Source organism: Acinetobacter sp. WCHAc060042 (assembly GCF_003231195.1).
GTDB lineage: Bacteria > Pseudomonadota > Gammaproteobacteria > Pseudomonadales > Moraxellaceae > Acinetobacter.
Window position 1 is genome coordinate 22134 of the sequence record NZ_QKVN01000032.1, and the last position, 20321, is coordinate 42454.

Sequence of the window (20321 nt, forward strand, 5' to 3'; positions counted from 1 at the left end):
AGTCACATGTATTTATTAGAACCTAGAGAAAAGCCTTCTCAAGTCATGAAATGGTTATCACCTGTTATTGCACTGAGTGCAATGCTGGTGGTCAGTAGCTTACTGTTTCTGATGCTTGGGGTAGATCCTGCGCGCGCACTGTATATCTTTTTTGTTGAACCGCTAACTTCACTATATAACCTCAGTGAGCTCACCGTTAAAGCCAGCCCATTAATTCTCATCGCACTTGGCTTAGCGATTGGCTTTCGCGCAAAACTATTCAATATCGGTGCCGAAGGTCAACTGACTATGGGGGCTATTTTTGGTGGCGGAATTGCAATTTTATTTCATGACCATACAGGTTGGTGGATCCTCCCTTTAATGGTGGTCATGGGGGCCATTGGTGGTGCATTTTGGGGACTGATTCCTGCATTTTTGAAAACACATTTTAATGCAGAAGAGACCCTTACGACCTTAATGATGAACTATGTTGCACTTTTTGTTTTGTTATATCTGGTGAATGGGCCGTGGCGAGACCCAGATGGTATGAACTTTCCACAATCAGTCATGTTCAATGAAAGTGCGACTTTGCCTTTTGTCATTGAAGGTACTCGTGTGAATGCCTCGATTTTTATTACCTTTCTTGCTGTGGTTATTTTTTGGGTATTTATTAAAAAAAGCATGAGTGCTTATAAGTTAGAAGTCAGTGGTCAAGCACCGATGGCTGCAAAATATGCTGGCTTTTCATCAAAAAAAGCGGTCTGGCTTAGTTTAGGGTTATCTGGTTTTATGGCGGGTATCGCAGGTCTTTGCGAGGTTGCAGGACCGATTGGACAGTTAAATCCAAACATTTCACCAGGCTATGGTTATGCAGCCATCATCGTGGCTTATTTAGGTCGTTTAAATCCTATTGGAATTGTACTCTCTGGTTTTTTAATGGCTTTACTTTATTTGGGCGGTGAAATGGCGCAAATGGAACTGCAATTATCTGTTGCTATTACAGGAATTTTCCAAGGTCTATTGCTGTTCTTTTTATTAGCTTCAGATGTGTTGATAGAAAAACGTTATCGGTTTGCAAAAAAGAAGCTCAAACCAAAGATGTCAGAAACTGACCCAACTGTTGCTTAAACTTAGAGAGGAAAGTTCATTATGAGTATAGAAGTAACCGCTATTTTGGCAGGTACGATTGCAGCTGCAACTCCTCTGGTTTTTGCTGGTTTGGGGGAGTTAGTTGCTGAACGTACTGGGGTAATTAACTTAGGTGTCGAAGGCATGATGTTGGTCGGAGCAATTGCGGGTTTTGCTTTTGCAGCCCAGTATGAGGCCAGCGTAGCCAGCGCATTGTTAGTCGGGGCTTTGGCTGGGATGTTGATGTCTTTGATTTTTGCATTTTTTACACTCTCACTCAGTACCAATCAATCTGCTTGTGGCTTAGCCCTTACTATTTTTGGTATCGGTATTTCTGCATTTATTGGACAGAACTATGTCAGTACGGCTTTACCTGGACTACAAAATTTAAATATACATGTATTGTCAGATATTCCATTGATTGGCCCCATCTTATTTCAACAAAACTATGTGGTGTATTTATCCATTTTGGCCTTTGTATTTGTTTGGTGGGTCTTGGCAAAGACGCGTTTAGGGCTGTTACTTAAAGCAGTTGGGGAGTCACCTGAAAGTGCACATGCAATGGGTTATAACGTTCTAGGTATTCGTTACTGTGCTGTTTTATTTGGTGGGGCAATGGCAGGTATTGGGGGGGCATTTTTATCGACTGTTTATACCCCAATGTGGATTGAAAACATGGTTGCGGGGCGCGGGTGGATTGCAATTGCTTTAGTGGTTTTTGCTGCTTGGAAACCAGCACGTTTAATGTTGGGTGCTTATCTTTTTGGTGGAGTGACAATTTTACAGTTTCATGCTCAAGCATTGGGTTTAAGCATTCCCAATGAGCTTTTGTCCGCGCTGCCATATGTTGCAACGATAGTGGTCTTGGTGGTGATTTCTCGAGATAAAAAACTGTTGAAGCTGAATTTACCTGCATCACTTGGCAAAACATTTACCCCTTAAATTGGATCCATTGAGAAAGCTATGAAAATATTAAGTGCAGATTATGTACTCACCATGAATCAAAATTTGGATTGCATCAAAAATGGTGCCATTGTAGTAGAGGGTACTTTGATTCAGCAGGTTGGTAAACTGGAAGAGATCCGTGCTCAATTCCCTAATCTAGTGGTAGAACATTATGCAGATGCTGTGCTCATGCCAGGCCTTGTGAATACACACTGTCACTCAGGTTTACTGCGAGGTACTGCCGAAGGTTTACCTGTATGGGACTGGTTACAGCAGTTTATCGACCCAATGCACCGGGTTTTATTACCTGAAGATGCGAAAATGGCATCTTATCTGTGCTATGCGGAAGCGCTACTTTCTGGCACAACAACGATTGTAGATATGTGGCGGTTTATGGATGGCAGTGCTGAAGCTGCCAAGGAACTAGGTATTCGTGCAGTACTGGTGCCTTATGTCGCAGAGCATCCTGATCATAATTATTTTGAAACGTTGCATAGCAATGAAGTGTTGATTCAGCAGTGGCATCAAGGTGCAAATGGTCGTATCAATGTTTGGGTGGGTTTGGAGCATTTATTTTATGCAGAGGAGCAAGCATTAAAACGTATACAACACTTATGTCAGGACTACCAAACAGGCTTTCATACGCATAGTAATGAAAGTAAGTTTGATGTTGAAGAAAACCTTAAACGCTATAATAAACGCCCCATTCAAACCTTAGAACAACTTGGTTTACTCGATGCACCGCAATGCTTATTGGCGCATTGTGTATGGGCTAACTCCACAGAAATCGACATCTTAAAAAACTATCAGGTGGGAGTGGCACATAATCCAATATCGAATATGAAATTAGCATCAGGTGCAGCACCTATTCGAGAAATGTTAGCTAAAGGGGTAGCGGTTGGTTTGGGAACAGATGGTGAAAAAGAAAATAATAATTTAGATATGTTTGAAGAGATGAAAACAGCATCATTGTTGGCAAAATTTGCAAATTTAGATGCTTCCGCACTAGATGCATGGTCTGTATGTAAAATGGCGACAACTCTTGGGGCTAAAGCTTTAGGTATGCAAGAAAGCATCGGTTCTATTGAAACAGGGAAGCAGGCAGATATTATTGCAATAAAAACAGCAACGCCACGAATGACCCCTTTAATTGGTGAAGGGAAATTATTCAATTTACATCATAATTTAGTACATGCAGTTCAGGGTCAAGATGTTGTCATGACCATGGTGGCAGGTCAAACAGTCGTACAAAATGGCAAGCTAATGAATGCTGACTTACAGCATTTAATTGATCAGGTGAATCGAGCAGCGCCATTACTGTTTAAAAGACGTGAAGATTGGCTTAGTCTTCGTGGGAATGCTGTCAATGAGTTACAACGTGAAATTGGATGAGAACTTAAGTTATTCATCACATAAGAATAAGTCATGAAAATAAAGTACATGTTCTGCCTTTAAGCAGGTAAATTATGTTTTATAAGTAATGACATATTGGGTGCTTGATGGGAGTTACATGGATTCTTTTTACGCTTATGGCTGCATTTATGCAGGCTTGGCGAAATGCTTTCCAAAAGCAACTCAGTACGACTGTCGATGTATATGGTGTAACACTCGCAAGGTTTATTTTTGCTTTACCTTTGGCATTTATATACATCGTGAGTCTTTATCATTTTCAACCTATTGTTGAAGTTGTTCATTTTAATCCACGTTTTGCTACTTATATCTTTATTGCTGCAATTAGCCAAATTGCAGCAACTGCATTAATGGTTCAGTTATTTAAACAAAAAAACTATGCAATTGGTGTTGGGCTTGCTAAAAGTGAGGCCATTTTGGCAGCAATTGTTGCAGTTATCTTTTTATCTGATCACTTGAGCATTTTAGGCTGGGTAGGAGTCGTGATTGGCGGTTTTGCAGTATTCCTCATGTCCAAAGGTCGCGGCTTTTCCGATTTTTCATTACAGACCTTATGTATAGGTATCGGTAGTGGCTTATGTTTTGCTATCACCTCGCTTTTGGTACGTGAAGCCAGTTTAGAACTCACTAATTTACCGTTTATTCACCGTGCGGCGTGGGTTCTTATCTGTGTGATTGGTACACAGTGTTCATTGCTCTTAATTTACTTAGGTATATTTCGTCGTGCTACTTTATGGGCGATGTGGCAGCGAGTGGGACTTACATTTCGCGTCAGTTTATGTAGTTTCCTTGCTTCATTGGGCTGGTTTAGTGCGATGAGTATGCAGTCCGTTCCAATTGTTAAAACATTAGGGCAAGTTGAGATCATTTTTAGTATGTTGATCTCTGCCTTTTTCTTTAAGGAAAAATTGGCACGAGCTGAACATTTAGGCATTATTTTGGTGGTGATTGCTGCATTTCTAGTGATTTGGGCTTAATCAATAAAGCTTTGTCATTTATTTGTAATGACATTGGCTATACTAAATAAATGGGATACGGAATTAACCCATATTCTATCTGCGTGTGAAGAGCTTAAACGGATTTGTAGCTTAAGCTCGTACCAGTATAGATAAAGTCAAAATGTAGATTTGAAACTCTCATCTTAGCCTACAGACATGTTTTCCAACTATATGGCTTTGCTTTAAGACAAATAGTTTTTATCTGCTCCAATAACAAAAATAACGCCCAAGCAAAATAGTCCACAATAAATAGCAAACCAGATAATCATGTTTTTAAATGCTTTGTCCGAAATAGAACTATCCGCATATTTTGCTGGTTTTTTAGGGTCTAGATCTTTCATGGTTACTGCACTCAACTGAGGTGATGTGTACATTATGCAAAGCACAGACAGCATGAAACAGATACAGAACATGATTAAAAAAATATAACAGCGTATTGGCAAATATATAGAACTGTTATGGTTTTCATTATTGCCTGTTAAGCAAAAGTGAAAGAATATTCACTATGAATTTTATACATACTGAACCATGAGAGAATTCCATTTCATTCATGATCTAAATTTTTGTACATTAAATGCAGTGGTACTTTGTATGTGTAGAGTTAGCCTAATTGACCTAAGCATAAAGTTTAAAATGATAGCTAGAGAGCATGATGAAAAATTTTGAGAATAAAGTTGCTGCGATCACGGGGGCAGGTTCTGGTATCGGACAGCAGTTGGCTATTCAATTAGCCAAACAAGGTGCGCATTTGGCACTCAGTGATGTCAATGAGCAAGGTTTGGCAGAAACATTAAAGCTTGTCAAAGATTATCCTGTTTCGGTCACACTTACAAAACTAGATGTTTCAGACCGCAAAGCTGTTGAGGACTGGGCCAAACAATGTGAACAAGACTTTGGCCAGATCAATTTAATTTTCAACAATGCAGGTGTTGCCTTAGCCAGTACTGTTGAAGGCTTGAGCTATGAAGATGTGGAATGGATCTTTAAAATCAATTTTTGGGGTGTGGTGTATGGAACCAAAGCTTTTTTACCCTACTTAAAGAAAAGTGGTGCTGGGCATATTGTGAATATTTCAAGCTTATTTGGACTCACTGCACAGCCTACCCAGAGTGCCTATAATGCGACAAAATTTGCTGTTCGTGGTTTTACCGAAGCACTACGTCAAGAACTAGACCTAGAAAACTGTGGTGTCAGTGCGACTTGTGTTCACCCAGGTGGTATACGAACCAATATCGCCAATAGTGCTCGAATGAGTGACAGTATTCGTACGCTAGGTATGAACCCTGAGCGTGCTAGCCGTTCTTTCAACAAAATGCTTAAAACTCCGCCAGATGTGGCAGCACAGTCCATTTTAAAGGCTGTGAAAAAAAATGAGCGCCGTGTCTTAATTGGAACAGATGCCAAAATTATCGATCTGGTACAGCGTATTACACCAACAGGCTATACGCAGGCCATGAGCTTTTTGACAGGGAAAAAACGCCGTAAATAAAGACGTATTCACATGAAAGATGATTTTATTGTTTTAACCGAGTATACTAAATCGAGTAATTTTTAAATTAAAAAAAGCTTCGATTTCAATGCTAAAGCATTCCGTTAAATAAAATGATAAGGAGTCCTACATGAGTGGTTCTCATAACCATGATCACAGCCATGTTGAAGTGACTGCAAAAAATGCCAAGAAATTAACCATTGCACTTGCTCTGACGTTCACCTTCTTAATTGTGGAAGTGGTTGCAGGATTTATCACACAAAGCTTAGCCTTATTGTCCGATGCAGCGCATATGTTTACCGATGCCGCTGCTTTAGCGATTGCTTTAGCAGCCATCAAAATTGGGCAAAAACCTGCCGATGATAAACGTACTTTTGGCTATCAACGGTTTGAAATCTTGGCAGCTTTGTTTAATGCCATGATGTTGTTTGTGGTAGCCATTTACATTTTATATGAAGCCTATCAGCGTTTTAGTCAGCCACCTGAAATTCAAAGCTTGGGTATGTTGGTTGTTGCGGTTCTGGGTTTAATCATTAACCTGATTTCAATGAAGATTTTGGTGTCGAGCAGTCAAGACAGCTTAAATGTGAAAGGGGCTTATCTTGAAGTGCTCAGTGATGCCTTGGGCTCTGTGGGTGTGATCATTGGCGCACTGGTGATTTATTTCACAGGTTGGATGTGGGTAGATACCGTTATTGCGGTGTTGATTGGCTTTTGGGTCTTACCTAGAACTTGGGTGCTACTGAAACAAAGTATCAATATTTTGCTCGAAGGTGTACCAAGTGAAATTGATATCGAATCTTTACGCAATGATTTGCTGGCTTTAGAGGGTGTACAAGGTATTCACCAGCTTAAAGTTTGGGCCATTACCTCTAAGAATGTGCATTTAACAGCGCATTTGATTGCACCTGATGTAGATCAGAGAGCTTTATACCACCAAGCTGTGGAGTTATTGGGGCATGAGCATGGGATTACGCAAGTGACTTTGCAGATTGAAGAAGATGAATGCCATCCACACCAACATGAACATAGTCATTAAAAAAGACTTGACCTTAGACTTAGTCTAGGCTTTACAATAGCGTCACTTTATTTCAGTACGACATTATGCGTTCTACCACGTGGATTAGCGTCTTAGTTGCTTTATTCATGTTCCAAAGTCTTTGGAACGTGGCGGCAGCTTTTTGCGTCCATGAAGAACAAAAAACTCAAGTCGTGACGCAACAAAATTTTCATTTTGGGCATCATCAAACCACCTTGTGTGTGTCTGATGATAAGGCACACCAGCAAAGCAGTGCCGATAGCCATACTCAAACGGCAAATGATCAGTTTGAATTGGGTGAAGACCATCAAGACCATCAAGATCATTTGCCTTCAATGGCACATTTGATTATTCCGAAAGAAATAAACTATCAAATGCCGCTCGCGTTTGAAGTTCGTGAGCGTCCGCAGTTTTTTTGGCACAATGCCTATCAAGCCCCTGATTTATTGGGGCAACATCCTCCTCCTGAACTTTCCCCGCTAATGGTGGGGTAGCCTAAAACATTTCCCACCACTTCTTCTAAAAATTAGTGGGAAAAAACATGTCGAATCAATTCAAGGCGTTTATACGCCAAGCTCTTGCTGTGGGCATAACAACAGGTACGATGCAATGGAGCTTTGCCGAACCAGTCAAGACTTTAGATGAGGCTTTGGCAAAAGTAGAGCGCTATCAGAACCAAAGTGAAATTGGGCAACAGCGTCAAAGCATTTCAGAGCTGAACATCAAAAACAGTGGTTTATGGCAAAACCCTAGCTTAAATATCAATCAAGATGGTTTTGGTTCAAATACCGATCGTGAACTCAGTATTGCCATTAGCCAACCTTTAGATGTTTTTGGACAGCGTAAGCTCAATCAAAAACTCGCAGAAACAGCACACCAACAAGGCCAATTACAGCAACAACTGTGGACAGCACAAAGCCAATTGGTGGTGAAATTTGCATGGTCGCAGTTGGCTTTAGCACAAGTTGAAAAATCGCTATATGTCGCACAGCTCAAAGTGAGTCAACACAATTTAGACAGTGCCAAAAAGCGCTATCAGGCGGGTAGTATTGCTTTGGTTGACTATGAACGTGCGCAAATCGAAAGCTTAGATATGCAACGTTTATATCAACAAGCAATACTGGCTGAACAAGTAGCACAGCGTCAACTCTCAAACCTTTGGGGCGAAACCAAAGCCGATATTCAACTCAATGCGACCACCATGCCATGGCCAGATCAAAGTGAAGCCACAGTACAGCGTTATATTGCTGAAGGTTGGTTGGAAAAGCTATATGCCCTGAACATTCAACAGTCCAATTTAAACATTGAAAGTTTAAAAGTGCAGGCCCGTCCCAATCCGACCTTAAATGTCGGCATGAAACGGAGTCAAGCACCGAATGAAAATAGCGATACCACATTAGGTGTTGGCGTGGATATTCCGCTGAATATCTTTAACCGTCAGCAATACAGCATTCCGATGGCCCAGCGTCAGCAAAGCTTGTTGAATCAGCAGCAACAGCGCGAGTTAAAGCAGCAAATTTTAGATATTGCCAATGCCATGCATGAGCTCAAAGGACTAAAACAGCAGTTCGGTGCGATCAGTCAACAAACAACTTTGGCAGAACAAGTACAAGTACGTACATTACAAGGTTTTAAAGCCGGAAAGCTGTCTATTACCGACATTCAACAAGCCAACTCGCAACTACAAAGCATACGTCTTGGGCAGTTACAGTTATTGCGTCAAGCATGGCAGACCGCATTGACCGCAGAAGCGCTTAGCCTCGGCACCAGCTATGAACAGATCAGTAGTTCAGATGCTTATAGCCAAATTAGTAAAAACTCAATCGCACAAATACAAGACCTCATCCTTGGCGGAGCACAATAATATGCAACTGAAGAACCAACTTGGAAAAATATCACAGTCATTGATGATTGGGCTTTTGCTTCTAGTAACGCTCCTGATTGCTATAGGAATTTGGTTTAGCTCAAAAGATAAAACCACCGATGAACATGCACATGCAGAACATGAAGAATCTGAACATGCGGATGAGCCCGAGGCAGAAAAAGGACATGCTGAGGAAGGTGAGATTCAACTGACAGCGCAGCAATTGACAGAGCAAGGCATTCAAATCGCTTCAGCTCAACAAGGCGTGGTGTCTCAAGTCACTGTTTTACCTGGAAAGCTTGTGGTGAATACCGATCAGCAAGCCCACATTTCGCCAAACTTTGGTGGGCATGTGGAGCAGGTGAACGTGGAGCTTGGTCAAAACGTACAAAAAGGACAAACTTTAGCTGTACTGTCCGTTCCCGAACTGATTGATCAACAAGCCAATTTACGGATGGCTCAAGCCAGTTTGGACTTGGCACGTCAAGATTATCAGCGTGAACAGCAGTTATGGTCACAGGGTATTTCAGCTAAACAAGACTACCAACGGGCAGAAAATGCTTACCGACAGGCACAGATTACTGTGCAATCCGTGCAAAGCCGTTTAAATGCACTGGGGGCAACAGGTGGTGTAAATGGTCGTTTTGCCATTAAAGCGCCCATCTCAGGGGTGATTAGCCAAAAAGATATCGTGGTGGGTGAAAACGTACAATTGGCCGATCAGCTTTTTGTGATTGAACAATTTAAAGAGTTATGGCTTGAGTTTAATCTGCCTGCACAGTTATCGAGTCAATTACAAACCAATCAAAGTGTAACGTTTAAACCAAATGCCTCTGAGCAAAAATATCAAGCCGTCATCCAAAGCTTAACCTCTCAGGCCGATGCCCAAACGGGGCGCTTAGTGGTACGCGCTAAATTAAAAAGCCAAGCGGCTGAATTACGTCCAAATGTTTTGGTGAATATCTTTTTAGACAATACCAGTTCCAAAACAGCGCTTCGTGTCCATAAAAGTGCTATTCAAAACATTGAAGGTCAAACGTCAGTATTTGTGGTCGACGCTGAACAAAAAGGGCAAGTGCATTTGAAAGCACAGCCTGTTGTACTTGGACAAGCGTCAAATGATGGTCAATGGATTGAAGTCGTTTCAGGTATAAAAGCAGGACAACGCTATGTCAGTCAAGGCAGCTTTGTTCTTAAATCTGAACTCGAAAAAGGCGAGGCTGATCATGCACACTAATCATGATTTACCCAAGCCTGAGGGTTTGTTTGAACGAATTATTCAGTTCTCTATTCAAAATGCCATTTGGGTCATGCTCTTTGTCTGCACTTGGATTGCGGTTGGTGTATACAGCTATCAAAAACTGCCGATTGATGCAGTGCCCGATATTACCAATACGCAAGTACAAATTAATACCCAAGCCAATGGTTTTACCGCACTGGAGGTTGAGCAGCGGATTACCTATCCAATTGAAACGGCAATGGCGGGTATTCCAGATTTACAGTTGACTCGTTCTATTTCACGTTATGGTCTATCCCAAGTCACCATCGTATTTAAGGATGGTACAGATATCTATTGGGCACGCCAGCAGATTAATCAGCGGGTACAAGAAGCCAAAGCGGATTTACCCAGTGATGTTTCTCCAACCATGTCGCCAGTTTCGACGGGTTTAGGTGAAATTTATCAATGGGTCATTAAAGCTGAACCGAATGCCAAAAAAGCCGATGGTACAGCTTATAGCGCGATGGACTTGCGGGAGATCCAAGATTGGATCGTTCGTCCGCAATTGCAACGTGTTGCAGGGGTTGCAGAGGTCAACAGTATTGGCGGGTTTAACAAAACCTACGTGGTTGCTCCTGACTTAAACCGTATGCAGCAGTTGAATATTTCCTTGAGCCAACTGCAAATCGCTTTACAGGAAAATAATGAAAACCGTGGGGCAGGTTTTATTGAGGAAAATGGTCAGCAGCTCACAGTTCGTGTGCCAGGGACACTCAACAGTCTTGCAGACATTGAAAATACAACGGTTGCCAGCCCAAATGGGAACCCCATTCGTGTCGCGGATATTGCGCAGGTTTCAATTGATCATGACCTCAGAACAGGAGGCGCAACCTATAACGGCGAAGAAACTGTACTCGGCATCGCTATGATGATGATGGGTGAAAACAGTCGAACGGTGTCTAAAGCTGTAGACGCCAAAATTCAAGAGGTGCAAAGCAGTTTACCGCAGGGCGTTAAAATCGAAACAGTTTATGACCGCACAACTTTGGTGGAAAAAGCCATTAAAACGGTGCAAAAGAACTTGATTGAAGGCGCAATCTTGGTGATTGTGATCCTGTTTTTATTCTTGGGTAATATTCGTGCGGCGTTAATTACAGCCTGTGTGATTCCACTGTCTATGCTGTTTACTTTAACAGGCATGGCACAACAGAACATCAGTGCCAACCTGATGAGTTTAGGGGCATTGGATTTCGGTATTATTGTTGATGGCGCAGTGGTAATTGTTGAAAACTGTATTCGCCGTTTAGCCCATGCACAACAACTGCTCAAACGACCGTTAACTCAGTCGGAACGCTTTAAAGAAGTATTTTTAGCAGCGCGCCAAGCTCGTCGTCCACTTATTTTTGGTCAGCTGATTATTTTAGTGGTGTATTTACCGATTTTTGCACTGACTGGCGTAGAAGCCAAAATGTTCCACCCAATGGCTTTGACGGTTGTACTTGCACTGGTTGCGGCCATTATTTTGTCGATCAGCTTTGTGCCTGCGGCTGTTGCACTTTTTGTTAAAGGTGACATTAAAGAAACTGAAAGCCGTTGGATGTTGTGGTTAAAAGAGCGATATCAGCGAGTATTGGACTGTGCCTATCAGTACAAAGCAGTGGTTTTAACCTTTGCACTGTGCTTATTGGTATTAACAGGTTTACTCGCAACGCGGATCGGCAGTGAGTTTGCACCGCAACTGAGTGAAGGTGACTTTGCTGTACAGCAACTGCGTTCCCCTAGTACAGGCTTAGAAGAATCACTTCGTATTCAGGAAAATACGGAAAAGCTACTTCTGAAGAAATTCCCTGAAATACATGCTATTTTTGCGCGAACAGGCACGGCTGAAGTGGCGACCGATGTAATGCCACCAAATATTTCAGATGGTTATGTCATGTTAAAACCCCGTGATGCGTGGCCAAACCCGAAAGAAACATTGGATGAACTGCGTAGCCGTATGCAGGCGTATTTAGCGACATTGCCCGGTAACAACAGTGAGTTTTCTCAGCCAATTGAACTGCGTTTCAATGAGTTAATATCGGGTGTACGTAGTGATGTCGGTGTCAAAATCTTTGGTGATGACATGCAAGTATTAAATGCGGAAGCTGAAAAAATCAGTAAATTGATTCAACAAGTTTCAGGCAGTACCGCAGTCAAAGTTGAACAAACGTCGGGTTTACCTTTGCTTAATGTTGAAATTGATAAAAGCTTGGCAGCGCAATATGGCCTAAGTGTCAAAACCATACAAGATTATGTATCAGCAAGCATTGGCGGACAAAATGTCGGTGAAATTTTACAGGGCGACCGCCGTTTTGACTTTGTGATTCGACTCAGTGAACAAGACCGTAGTGTCAGTGGGATTGCGCAACTGCCAATACAACTTCCAAATGGCGGCAGTATTTTACTCACCGATATTGCCACGGTAAAAATGATGGATGGCATCAATCAAGTCAGCCGTGAAAATGGCAAACGTCGTGTGATTGTCACTGCGAATGTCGAAGGGCGTGATTTGGGCTCTTTTGTCACAGAGGTACAAACTCAACTGAAGCAGTATCCACTACCAAGTGGCTATTGGATTGAATATGGTGGTCAGTTTGAAAATCTGGCTTCGGCACAGGCTCGAATGCAGATTGTGATTCCACTGGCATTATTGACGATCTTTATTTTGCTGATGGCTGTTTTCCATAACATTAAAGAAAGCCTACTGGTGTTCACGGGTGTTCCATTTGCTTTAACAGGTGGTGTGCTTTTCTTATGGTTAAGAGACATTCCCTTGTCGATGTCGGCGGGTATTGGTTTCATTGCCTTGTCTGGCGTTGCCGTCTTAAATGGTTTGGTCATGCTGACCTTCATTAAAGAGTTAAGAGGGCAATACCACTTACATGAAGCTGTTTGGCAGGGGGCGATTTTGCGCTTAAGGCCTGTTTTAATGACCGCTTGTGTGGCGTCTTTAGGTTTTGTTCCTATGGCGCTTGCCACGGGCACAGGGGCAGAGGTTCAACGTCCACTGGCGACCGTGGTGATTGGTGGAATTATTTCTTCGACGTTATTGACCTTGGTACTATTGCCAGTGTTGTATCGTTGGATGAATGCTAAGAAAGAAACGGAAATTTAATTCTTTAATCAACTGAAGCATGGGGAGGCACATATACCCCTCATGCTTTTTTATACTACTTGATATCAGCCTAATCGCATTTGGGAGTTAAAAATGGCAAATCTGTTATAGTCTGTTATATTTTTTTCATAAAGAACTGTATCTGTCCATTTATAGCCTAAACCTTAGAATAACAAATATAGATAAAGCGTTGAGGTATTGGAAATGAACTTTTTACTGAAAAAAAATAAAGCTTGGTTTGTATTCTTTATCATTACTTTATATTCATTTCTTGGATTTTTTCTCGGATTCATTATTTGGGAATATGTTCTAAAGTAAAGCTAAACATCACGATGCAAAGGCGCAACAAATAATACTTTGTATGATGTTCAAACAGATATTTTTAAGATTCAACAAAAAAGAATGAGGCCTGTGTTGCTTCATTCTTTTTTATTTGTAGTCTGCATTTCAATCATCATCAGCTAAATACATAACCCTGTGTATTTAAAATGCATGATGCGCCTTACATACTTTTCTATCAATGAGTTGATAAAGACTTAAATCACTTCAAAGCCAATACCTGCATGCTGTTTTAAGCGTTCAACATAGCGCTCATCAAACATCGTTGCAGGGGTCCAAAAACCGCCATTTCGTCCCGTTTTCTCGCCATTTTTATGATGATCCAAAACTAAACTTAATGCTGCTTGCCCCAACATTTTTCCTGTTGACCCATAACCTGGATCACGGTCGCCTGTGACTTTGATTCGAAGACTTTGTCCTGCATCTGACTTGCCAATAAATCGCAAATCAAAACGGCCAGAGCGTTGTTGCTCGGGTGTCGGGCCTTCCCCTGGTTTTGGGAGCATATGGCGCTCCATCAATTTACTGACAGGCTTGGTGACGGCTGCAAGCATGAATGCACCTAATCCTGCGACCAAGCTATAAGCTTTGACACGACCATTCCAACCTTGGCCTGTCAGCATGGCTTCGTTATAGCTAAAGTTTGCCCCATAGGCATTGTTTGCAAGTGCATTTGAACGGTGCACAACCCGTTCATTAACAGCAGACATAACAAAGGGGGCAATCCATGCATCAAAATCGCTGTCAAACTCAGCTGATTTTACATAGTGTTGACGTGCACTGAGCGTATGATTTTGTGGTACAAGGAGGTACGGGTTCACTAAAGCTTTGCGTAGTGCAGGATCAGCGGCGGCTTCTTGTATGACATTGATTAAACTGGCCACCGTTCCGCCAGAAGCGCCGCCTTTTAAAACTTTCACTCGCATTTTGACGTTGGTCGCTGGGGCATGCCAAAGTTGCTGTGCTTGCTGTTGTAAAAAATACACGCCCATATCAGAAGGGACAGAATCAAAACCGCAACAATGTACAATCCGTGCACCAGAATGTTCGGCTTGGCTTTGATACTTGTCGATCATTTTTTTAATCCATTGTGTTTCGCCCGTAAGGTCACAATAGTCTGTACCTGTTTCAACACAGGCCTTGATCATCGGTTCACCGTAAAGTGCATAAGGACCTACGGTTGAAACAACCACACGGGTTTGTTCACATAGCGTGTGAATTGCGTCAGTATCATTGACATCTGCAATCATAATGTCCAAATTTTGTGCTTTTTCACCAAGTTTATTTTTTAACGCATTGAGTTTGCTTGATGACCGGCCAGCGATTGCCCACTGAATTTGTTCACCTGACTCACCTTGCATTGAGAGGTAGTCACTTAGGTAAGTTGTTAAAATTTGTCCAACGAAGCTGGTTGCACCAAATACCACCAAATCATATTTTTTGTTTTTTATTGCCGTCATGGAGAAACTCCTCATGGAATTATGCTTAAGGTCAGTAGTACACCTGTGTTTGCTATAAACACTATAAGCTTTAAGTGAACTTGAATGTCAAGTCGGGAAAAGTGTAAATATTTACAGACATAAAATTGCTATTTATTCGCAATCTTTTACATGAATCACAGCATTAGAAAAGATTTTCACGTGCTGACATTTCAATATAACCTTTCTTTTTCTGACAGTATGCTATGCCATTAACAATAGATGTGCTGGATCTTAGCTGCTTTAAGCAGAGGCCAATGATGTCAGTAAGACAGGGAGGCATTACATTCTTAGATATTCGTTACCCATCAAAATGAGAGATTAAACGTGTATTCAGGTATTTTCAGGAAATGTTGACCGTGACCCTAAAATCTTTGACTTTGAATTATTGGTCATTATGCAAAGCTAATCCAAAATTTTGTATCTAGATACAAAATCCACTTTAACTATGAGTGACCTAAAGATTGCTCATTTTTATTTTGATCGTGTATAAAAATCACTTGACATTAAAGTTAACTTTAATCTTAAAGTAGTTATCAGATCAAAAGAGGTGATCATGATGAACATATTTGATGCATTAACCCTACCCAATGGGACAACGATTCCAAACCGCCTTGCTAAAGCGGCAATGGAAGAGAACATGGCAACTTTAGAGCAAGCACCATCACAAGATTTATTTAATCTTTATCATACTTGGGCAGAGGGTGGTGTCGGTTTGATCATTACTGGAAATGTCATGATTGATAGTCGGGCAATGACAGGACCTGGCGGGGTGGTGCTTGAAGATACCGAACATCTTGATCTATTTAAAGAATGGGCAAATATTGGACGTGCCAAAGGTGCTCAATTTTGGTTGCAAATTAATCACCCTGGACGTCAGATGCAGTCGAATATGGGGCAAGACACTTGGGCTCCTTCTGCTGTAGCTTTAGATTTAGGCAAAATGTCGGATAAGTTTGCAACACCAGTTGAAATGACAGAAGTGATGATTGAAGAAGTCATTCAGCGGTTTGCACGTACAGCACAACTGGCTGAGCAGGCAGGTTTTACGGGTGTGGAAATTCATGCTGCACATGGCTATTTACTCAGTCAATTTCTATCACCACTCAGTAACCAACGCCAAGATCAGTGGGGTGGTTCATTGGAAAACCGTGCTCGAATTTTACTCGAAATTGTGAAAGCGGTACGTGCAGTTGTGTCTGATCAATTTGCAGTTGCGGTAAAACTTAACTCGGCCGACTTTCAGCGTGGTGGCTTTAGTGCAGACGATGCCAAGCAAGTGGTTGAAATGTTGAATGAGCTTGCTGTGGATTTGGTTGAACTTTCAGGTGGTAGTTATGAGGCCCCTGCAATGCAAGGCCAAGCCCGTGATGGAAGAACGCTTGCACGTGAAGCTTACTTTTTAGAATTTGCTACAGAAATCCGTAAAATCGCTCGAATGCCGATTATGGTCACAGGGGGAATTCGTCGTCAGCCAGTGGCTGAGCAGGTCATACAAAGTGGTGTAGAAATGGTGGGGATTGGGACTGCGCTTGCGTTAGAGCCAAATTTACCTAATGCGTGGAAACTAGGTCAAAATCTTGCCCCTGAACTCAAACCAATAGAGTGGGAAAACAAAGCACTTGCTTCGGTTGCCAACTTGTCAACTGTAAAGTTTCAGCTACGCAAATTGAGTCAAGGTAAGAAACCAAACCCTAAAGTATCACCATTTTGGGCATTGATTTTACAGCAACTTGCAATGAGCAAACGTACTAAGCAATATCGTCATCGTATGCAACGCCGTGCAAAAGCTTTGGTTTAAGTCTAAGAGAGCAAACGTCACATAGCATAAAATAGTTGCTTATGTCCTGACTAAAAGAGGGTGTAAAAGTCATCATCGTGAGAAATATCAGTCCGTGAATAAACTCACTGATATTTTTCTATACTCTCTACCGCATGCTTAAATATGATTGATTTTTGTATATCACAGGCTTCAAGTTCACTTGAATATAAAGAGGGTATTTCGTATGAATATTAGTGAGTTGTCGAAACTGAGTGGGTTGAGTACGCCTACAATTCGCTATTATGAGCAAATCCAGTTACTGCCTAAACCTAAGCGTTTATCGAATGGTTACCGTCAATATTCAGAAGAAGATTTAAAACAATTGTATCTGATTAGGCAGGCACAACAAGTTGGCTTTTCCTTAGAAGAGATCAAATCGTTGATCCCTGCAAATATTGCGAACTGGAATCATGACAAATTGATTCAGACCTTGAATGGCAAAGTACAAGAAATTGTGAAAATGCAAAAAATGTTGGCTGAAAATAAAAAGAACTTACTGATCCTGATTGATTCGATACAAAATAAGCCCCAAGACTTAAGCTGCGAAGAAAATGCACACCGACTACTTAATACATACTATGCCGAATCTGAAAGTGAGGCTTAGTTGAACACTTAAATAATAAAAAAGCGAAAGCATAGATAATGAGAGCAGTTTTTATACGGTATTTTTTTCCAGTAAAAAATCAATGAGCGTCCTTACACGTTTAGACTTTTGACTATTTTGTAAATAGTAGAGATAAACAGGAGGGAATGTTCTCCAGTATGGCTTGAGCACAGGAATAAAGTTTTCTTGATCATGCTGTTGTTTTAAATTTATTAAAAAAATTCGACCGATACCGATTCCTTGCCGAATTGCATCCATATTGACATCTATATCATTAGCAATGAAAGAGACAGGCATTTCAACACTAATTTCTTTTCCATTTTCTTGTAAAAGCAATGGAGAAAACGTATTCGCTGTTGTAAAACGATAGCCGATTAACTGATGTTGTTTTAAATCTACAGGTTTTTGCGGAACTCCATGCTGTTCAAGATAATGTTTTGATGCGAATAATCCTTGAGTTTGTTTGGGTAAAATTTGACGTGCTACCACATGTTCTTCAATTTTATTTCCAAAGCGAATACCCAGATCATAGCCCTCTTTTGAAATGTTGATCGTTCCATCGTTAATCGCAATTTCAAGTTGAATACGTGGGTATCGTTGATAGAACTCACCTAAATAGGGCTGTAAAACACTTAGATAGGCATAACGAGCTGTTGTGATTCGCACAATACCAGCAGGTTCACTCTTTAAGTCTTGAACACTTTCTAGCGCGATTGTTAACGCTTTAATTGGTTCTTGTGTGTTTTGAAACAGATGTTGTCCCGCTTCTGTAAGCTCCAAATGACGTGTGGTGCGATTAAATAAGGGCAAGCCTATAGTTTGCTCAAGTAGTTTTAAGGACTTACTGACAGCAGGTGGGGCAGTTTCAAGCTGCCGTGCAGCTGCAGCTAAACTTCCCTCATTGACGATAGCATGGAATACAACCAAATAATTATAAATTGAGCCATTCATATCAATGCACAACTATTAACTTTTAGATACTAATGTAGTGCCAATTACCTACCTTATCAATCACAATTTTTCTGACTACCATTCATTCCATGTTCAACCCCATGTGGGCTTAAGTGGCAATCTGGTTAAGACAAGCATTGTATGCGTCTCAACAGTGGGCTTAATTTTCTAAAGGTAAATATGATGAAAAAAATACTCGTAATTTCAGGACATCCCAATTTACAAGATTCGGTTGCGAATACCGCCATTCTCAATCACGTAACAACTGCACTCCCTCATGCAAAAATTCGTAAGTTAGATGAACTTTACCCAGATGAAGTTTTCGATATTGAGCTTGAACAACAAGCACTGTTAGCTGCGGACATTATTGTGTGGCAATTTCCATTTCATTGGTATGCATTACCAGCGCTGCTTAAAAAATGGCTAGATCAGGTTTTTCTACATGGTTTTTCTCATGGCTCAAATGCGAAATTGGGCGGTAAGCAATTGATTTTGTCCTTTACCACGGGAGCTCCCGAAGTTGCTTATGCGCCAAATGCAATCATGCAACACTCACTTGAAACGCTATTGGCACCCTTCGACAGTCTTGCTGCATTATGCAATTTAGACCTACAAGCACCAGTCTATACAACAGGTGTTAGCTATCTTGCGCGTGGAGATGAAGATGGTTTACAGCAACAGACTATGGCTGCACAGGAACATGCACAACGTTTAGTGCGCCAAATTGAAAACTTATATTGAGATGTAAATATTCAGTTATTCAGTCTTTACGGCGTGATTTTACTCAGCACTTTAAATTGATACTTATGCTTTAATTTTTTGGAAATGGTTCAAATGTATTTAATCCATGTTTCTGTTGATCTCGGTGAGATCAGCGAGCAATACCATGCTCAACACATTGAATTTTTAAATCAGCAATTTGACAATAAAGTCTTTTTGACTTTTGGTCGAAATCTCTCAAAAAACAGTGCTGGGGTTATTATTGCCCAAGCTGAAAATCAAGATGAATTAGAGCGGATTGTGGCACTAGACCCTTATGTTAAACATCGGTGTGCGATCTATGAAATAGAAGAGTTTTCTCCATTAAAAATTGCAAAAGATTTTCATCTTTTTAAATAATACCTATGGAACATAAAAATGAAGCTAATGAATAAAGTCGCTTTGGTCACGGGAGGAGGCTCTGGCATCGGTCGAAAAATTGCTGAACGTTTAGCCAATGAAGGGGCAAAAGTTTTGATTATGGGACGAACACGTGCGCCTTTAGTTGAAACAAGTCAACATCAAAATATTGACTATGTCGTTGGTGATATTGCATGTTTGGAAGACATTTCAAACACGATTGCTGAGCTTAAACACCGCTTTGGTCGCTTGGATATTTTAGTGAATAATGCAGGTGTTGCTCCCGTTGCAAGTATCGAAAACTTAGATATTTTATCTTTTGATGCTATTTTTCATATCAATGTTCGTGGTCCTGTGGAGTTTATTCGTCAAAGTTTAGATTTATTGCGGGAGTCCAAAGGAAGCGTCATCAATATTGGCTCTTCGGTCAGCCAACGACCACTTGCAAACATGGCTCTATATTCGGCCAGTAAGGCAGCACTTTCAGCAATCACAAAGTCTTTGGCAAGAGAGTTGGCTGTAGAAAAAATTCGAGTAAATGCTGTTTCAGTTGGCCCAATTGATAGCCCAATTTATGAAAAAGCGGATTTATCTTTTGAAGAATCTCAGGCCCATATTGATAAAGTGAGCCAAATGATTCCGTTGGGGTATTTTGGTCAACCTGATGATGTTGCTTCGGTCGTTGCATTTTTAGCATCAGATGAAGCCAGTTTTGTGACTGGCGCTGAGTATGCTGTAGATGGTGGTTTTACAGCTTAGTGAATCAATTTATTTGGCCTCAAA

The 20321-nt window shown here is 41.1% G+C and carries 19 protein-coding genes; 16 read left to right on the forward strand and 3 right to left on the reverse strand.

The window, feature by feature from the left end; all coding sequences use genetic code 11:
- Positions 1-6: 6 nt before the first annotated feature.
- From DPG01_RS13680 to DPG01_RS13695, 4 genes are all read left to right on the forward strand, one after another.
- Positions 7-1107, forward strand: a complete 1101-nt coding sequence (locus DPG01_RS13680; RefSeq protein WP_110975468.1) for an ABC transporter permease — start codon at positions 7-9, stop codon at positions 1105-1107.
- Positions 1108-1128: 21 nt separating this feature from the next.
- Positions 1129-2049: an ABC transporter permease gene (locus DPG01_RS13685; RefSeq protein ID WP_110975469.1), complete on the forward strand. Its 921-nt coding sequence runs from the start codon at positions 1129-1131 to the stop codon at positions 2047-2049.
- Between the two features lie 21 nt (positions 2050-2070).
- Entirely contained in the window at positions 2071-3444 is a 1374-nt protein-coding gene (locus tag DPG01_RS13690) for an amidohydrolase family protein (RefSeq protein ID WP_086210921.1), read from the forward strand.
- Positions 3445-3551: 107 nt separating this feature from the next.
- Positions 3552-4439 (forward strand): DMT family transporter, encoded by an 888-nt coding sequence (locus DPG01_RS13695; protein WP_110975470.1) that lies wholly within the window; start codon positions 3552-3554, stop codon positions 4437-4439.
- Positions 4440-4642: 203 nt separating this feature from the next.
- Here DPG01_RS13695 and DPG01_RS18785 read toward each other — a convergent pair whose 3' ends face one another.
- On the reverse strand, positions 4643-4801 hold the full coding sequence (locus tag DPG01_RS18785; protein WP_162900279.1) for a hypothetical protein: 159 nt from the start codon (positions 4799-4801) through the stop codon (positions 4643-4645).
- Between the two features lie 311 nt (positions 4802-5112).
- On the opposite strand from DPG01_RS18785, the gene DPG01_RS13700 reads away from it, so the two are divergent.
- The 7 genes from DPG01_RS13700 (at position 5113) to DPG01_RS13730 (ending at position 13543) form a co-directional block, all read left to right on the forward strand.
- Positions 5113-5949, forward strand: coding sequence for an SDR family NAD(P)-dependent oxidoreductase (locus tag DPG01_RS13700; RefSeq protein WP_110975471.1), 837 nt, complete (start codon positions 5113-5115; stop codon positions 5947-5949).
- A 130-nt stretch (positions 5950-6079) separates the two neighbouring features.
- Positions 6080-6988: a cation diffusion facilitator family transporter gene (locus DPG01_RS13705; RefSeq protein ID WP_004693172.1), complete on the forward strand. Its 909-nt coding sequence runs from the start codon at positions 6080-6082 to the stop codon at positions 6986-6988.
- Positions 6989-7053: 65 nt separating this feature from the next.
- Positions 7054-7482, forward strand: coding sequence for a cation efflux protein, CzcI-like (locus tag DPG01_RS13710; RefSeq protein ID WP_004693170.1), 429 nt, complete (start codon positions 7054-7056; stop codon positions 7480-7482).
- 47 nt (positions 7483-7529) lie between these two features.
- Entirely contained in the window at positions 7530-8852 is a 1323-nt protein-coding gene (locus DPG01_RS13715; protein WP_110975472.1) for a TolC family protein, read from the forward strand.
- A gap of 1 nt (position 8853) precedes the next feature.
- Entirely contained in the window at positions 8854-10089 is a 1236-nt protein-coding gene (locus DPG01_RS13720; RefSeq protein ID WP_110975473.1) for an efflux RND transporter periplasmic adaptor subunit, read from the forward strand.
- Positions 10079-13225 carry an efflux RND transporter permease subunit gene (locus DPG01_RS13725; protein WP_110975474.1) on the forward strand — a complete coding sequence of 1049 codons (3147 nt, stop codon included), beginning with the start codon at positions 10079-10081 and terminating at the stop codon, positions 13223-13225. The genes DPG01_RS13720 and DPG01_RS13725 overlap by 11 nt, the downstream gene beginning before the upstream one ends.
- 204 nt (positions 13226-13429) lie before the next feature.
- Positions 13430-13543, forward strand: a complete 114-nt coding sequence (locus tag DPG01_RS13730; protein WP_086210914.1) for a hypothetical protein — start codon at positions 13430-13432, stop codon at positions 13541-13543.
- A 218-nt stretch (positions 13544-13761) separates the two neighbouring features.
- Here DPG01_RS13730 and DPG01_RS13735 read toward each other — a convergent pair whose 3' ends face one another.
- Positions 13762-15015: a saccharopine dehydrogenase family protein gene (locus DPG01_RS13735; RefSeq protein ID WP_416346133.1), complete on the reverse strand. Its 1254-nt coding sequence runs from the start codon at positions 15013-15015 to the stop codon at positions 13762-13764.
- 586 nt (positions 15016-15601) lie between these two features.
- Here DPG01_RS13735 and DPG01_RS13740 point away from each other — a divergent pair.
- Together DPG01_RS13740 and DPG01_RS13745 are read left to right on the forward strand one after the other, a co-directional pair.
- Positions 15602-16843: an NADH:flavin oxidoreductase/NADH oxidase family protein gene (locus tag DPG01_RS13740; protein ID WP_110975481.1), complete on the forward strand. Its 1242-nt coding sequence runs from the start codon at positions 15602-15604 to the stop codon at positions 16841-16843.
- 205 nt (positions 16844-17048) lie between these two features.
- Positions 17049-17468, forward strand: a complete 420-nt coding sequence (locus DPG01_RS13745) for a MerR family transcriptional regulator (protein WP_110975476.1) — start codon at positions 17049-17051, stop codon at positions 17466-17468.
- Positions 17469-17519: 51 nt separating this feature from the next.
- On the opposite strand, the gene DPG01_RS13750 is transcribed toward DPG01_RS13745, so the two are convergent.
- Entirely contained in the window at positions 17520-18419 is a 900-nt protein-coding gene (locus DPG01_RS13750; RefSeq protein ID WP_110975477.1) for a LysR family transcriptional regulator, read from the reverse strand.
- A gap of 183 nt (positions 18420-18602) precedes the next feature.
- On the opposite strand from DPG01_RS13750, the gene DPG01_RS13755 reads away from it, so the two are divergent.
- From DPG01_RS13755 to DPG01_RS13765, 3 genes are all read left to right on the forward strand, one after another.
- Positions 18603-19160, forward strand: coding sequence for an NAD(P)H-dependent oxidoreductase (locus tag DPG01_RS13755; protein ID WP_110975478.1), 558 nt, complete (start codon positions 18603-18605; stop codon positions 19158-19160).
- 84 nt (positions 19161-19244) lie between these two features.
- Complete coding sequence (locus DPG01_RS13760) at positions 19245-19538, forward strand: YciI family protein (RefSeq protein WP_110975479.1); 294 nt, start codon at positions 19245-19247, stop codon at positions 19536-19538.
- 18 nt (positions 19539-19556) lie between these two features.
- Entirely contained in the window at positions 19557-20297 is a 741-nt protein-coding gene (locus DPG01_RS13765; protein ID WP_086210908.1) for an SDR family NAD(P)-dependent oxidoreductase, read from the forward strand.
- Positions 20298-20321: the final 24 nt, after the last annotated feature.

Bases quoted from the DNA above. Each gene is read 5' to 3' on its own strand.
- DPG01_RS13680 (WP_110975468.1), top strand. From the start codon at position 7: ATGTATTTATTAGAACCTAGAGAAAAGCCTTCTCAAGTCATGAAATGG.
- DPG01_RS13685 (WP_110975469.1), top strand. From the start codon at position 1,129: ATGAGTATAGAAGTAACCGCTATTTTGGCAGGTACGATTGCAGCTGCA.
- DPG01_RS13690 (WP_086210921.1), top strand. From the start codon at position 2,071: ATGAAAATATTAAGTGCAGATTATGTACTCACCATGAATCAAAATTTG.
- DPG01_RS13695 (WP_110975470.1), top strand. From the start codon at position 3,552: ATGGGAGTTACATGGATTCTTTTTACGCTTATGGCTGCATTTATGCAG.
- DPG01_RS18785 (WP_162900279.1), bottom strand. From the start codon at position 4,801: ATGAAAGATCTAGACCCTAAAAAACCAGCAAAATATGCGGATAGTTCT.
- DPG01_RS13700 (WP_110975471.1), top strand. From the start codon at position 5,113: ATGAAAAATTTTGAGAATAAAGTTGCTGCGATCACGGGGGCAGGTTCT.
- DPG01_RS13705 (WP_004693172.1), top strand. From the start codon at position 6,080: ATGAGTGGTTCTCATAACCATGATCACAGCCATGTTGAAGTGACTGCA.
- DPG01_RS13710 (WP_004693170.1), top strand. From the start codon at position 7,054: ATGCGTTCTACCACGTGGATTAGCGTCTTAGTTGCTTTATTCATGTTC.
- DPG01_RS13715 (WP_110975472.1), top strand. From the start codon at position 7,530: ATGTCGAATCAATTCAAGGCGTTTATACGCCAAGCTCTTGCTGTGGGC.
- DPG01_RS13720 (WP_110975473.1), top strand. From the start codon at position 8,854: ATGCAACTGAAGAACCAACTTGGAAAAATATCACAGTCATTGATGATT.
- DPG01_RS13725 (WP_110975474.1), top strand. From the start codon at position 10,079: ATGCACACTAATCATGATTTACCCAAGCCTGAGGGTTTGTTTGAACGA.
- DPG01_RS13730 (WP_086210914.1), top strand. From the start codon at position 13,430: ATGAACTTTTTACTGAAAAAAAATAAAGCTTGGTTTGTATTCTTTATC.
- DPG01_RS13740 (WP_110975481.1), top strand. From the start codon at position 15,602: ATGAACATATTTGATGCATTAACCCTACCCAATGGGACAACGATTCCA.
- DPG01_RS13745 (WP_110975476.1), top strand. From the start codon at position 17,049: ATGAATATTAGTGAGTTGTCGAAACTGAGTGGGTTGAGTACGCCTACA.
- DPG01_RS13750 (WP_110975477.1), bottom strand. From the start codon at position 18,419: ATGAATGGCTCAATTTATAATTATTTGGTTGTATTCCATGCTATCGTC.
- DPG01_RS13755 (WP_110975478.1), top strand. From the start codon at position 18,603: ATGAAAAAAATACTCGTAATTTCAGGACATCCCAATTTACAAGATTCG.
- DPG01_RS13760 (WP_110975479.1), top strand. From the start codon at position 19,245: ATGGTTCAAATGTATTTAATCCATGTTTCTGTTGATCTCGGTGAGATC.
- DPG01_RS13765 (WP_086210908.1), top strand. From the start codon at position 19,557: ATGAAGCTAATGAATAAAGTCGCTTTGGTCACGGGAGGAGGCTCTGGC.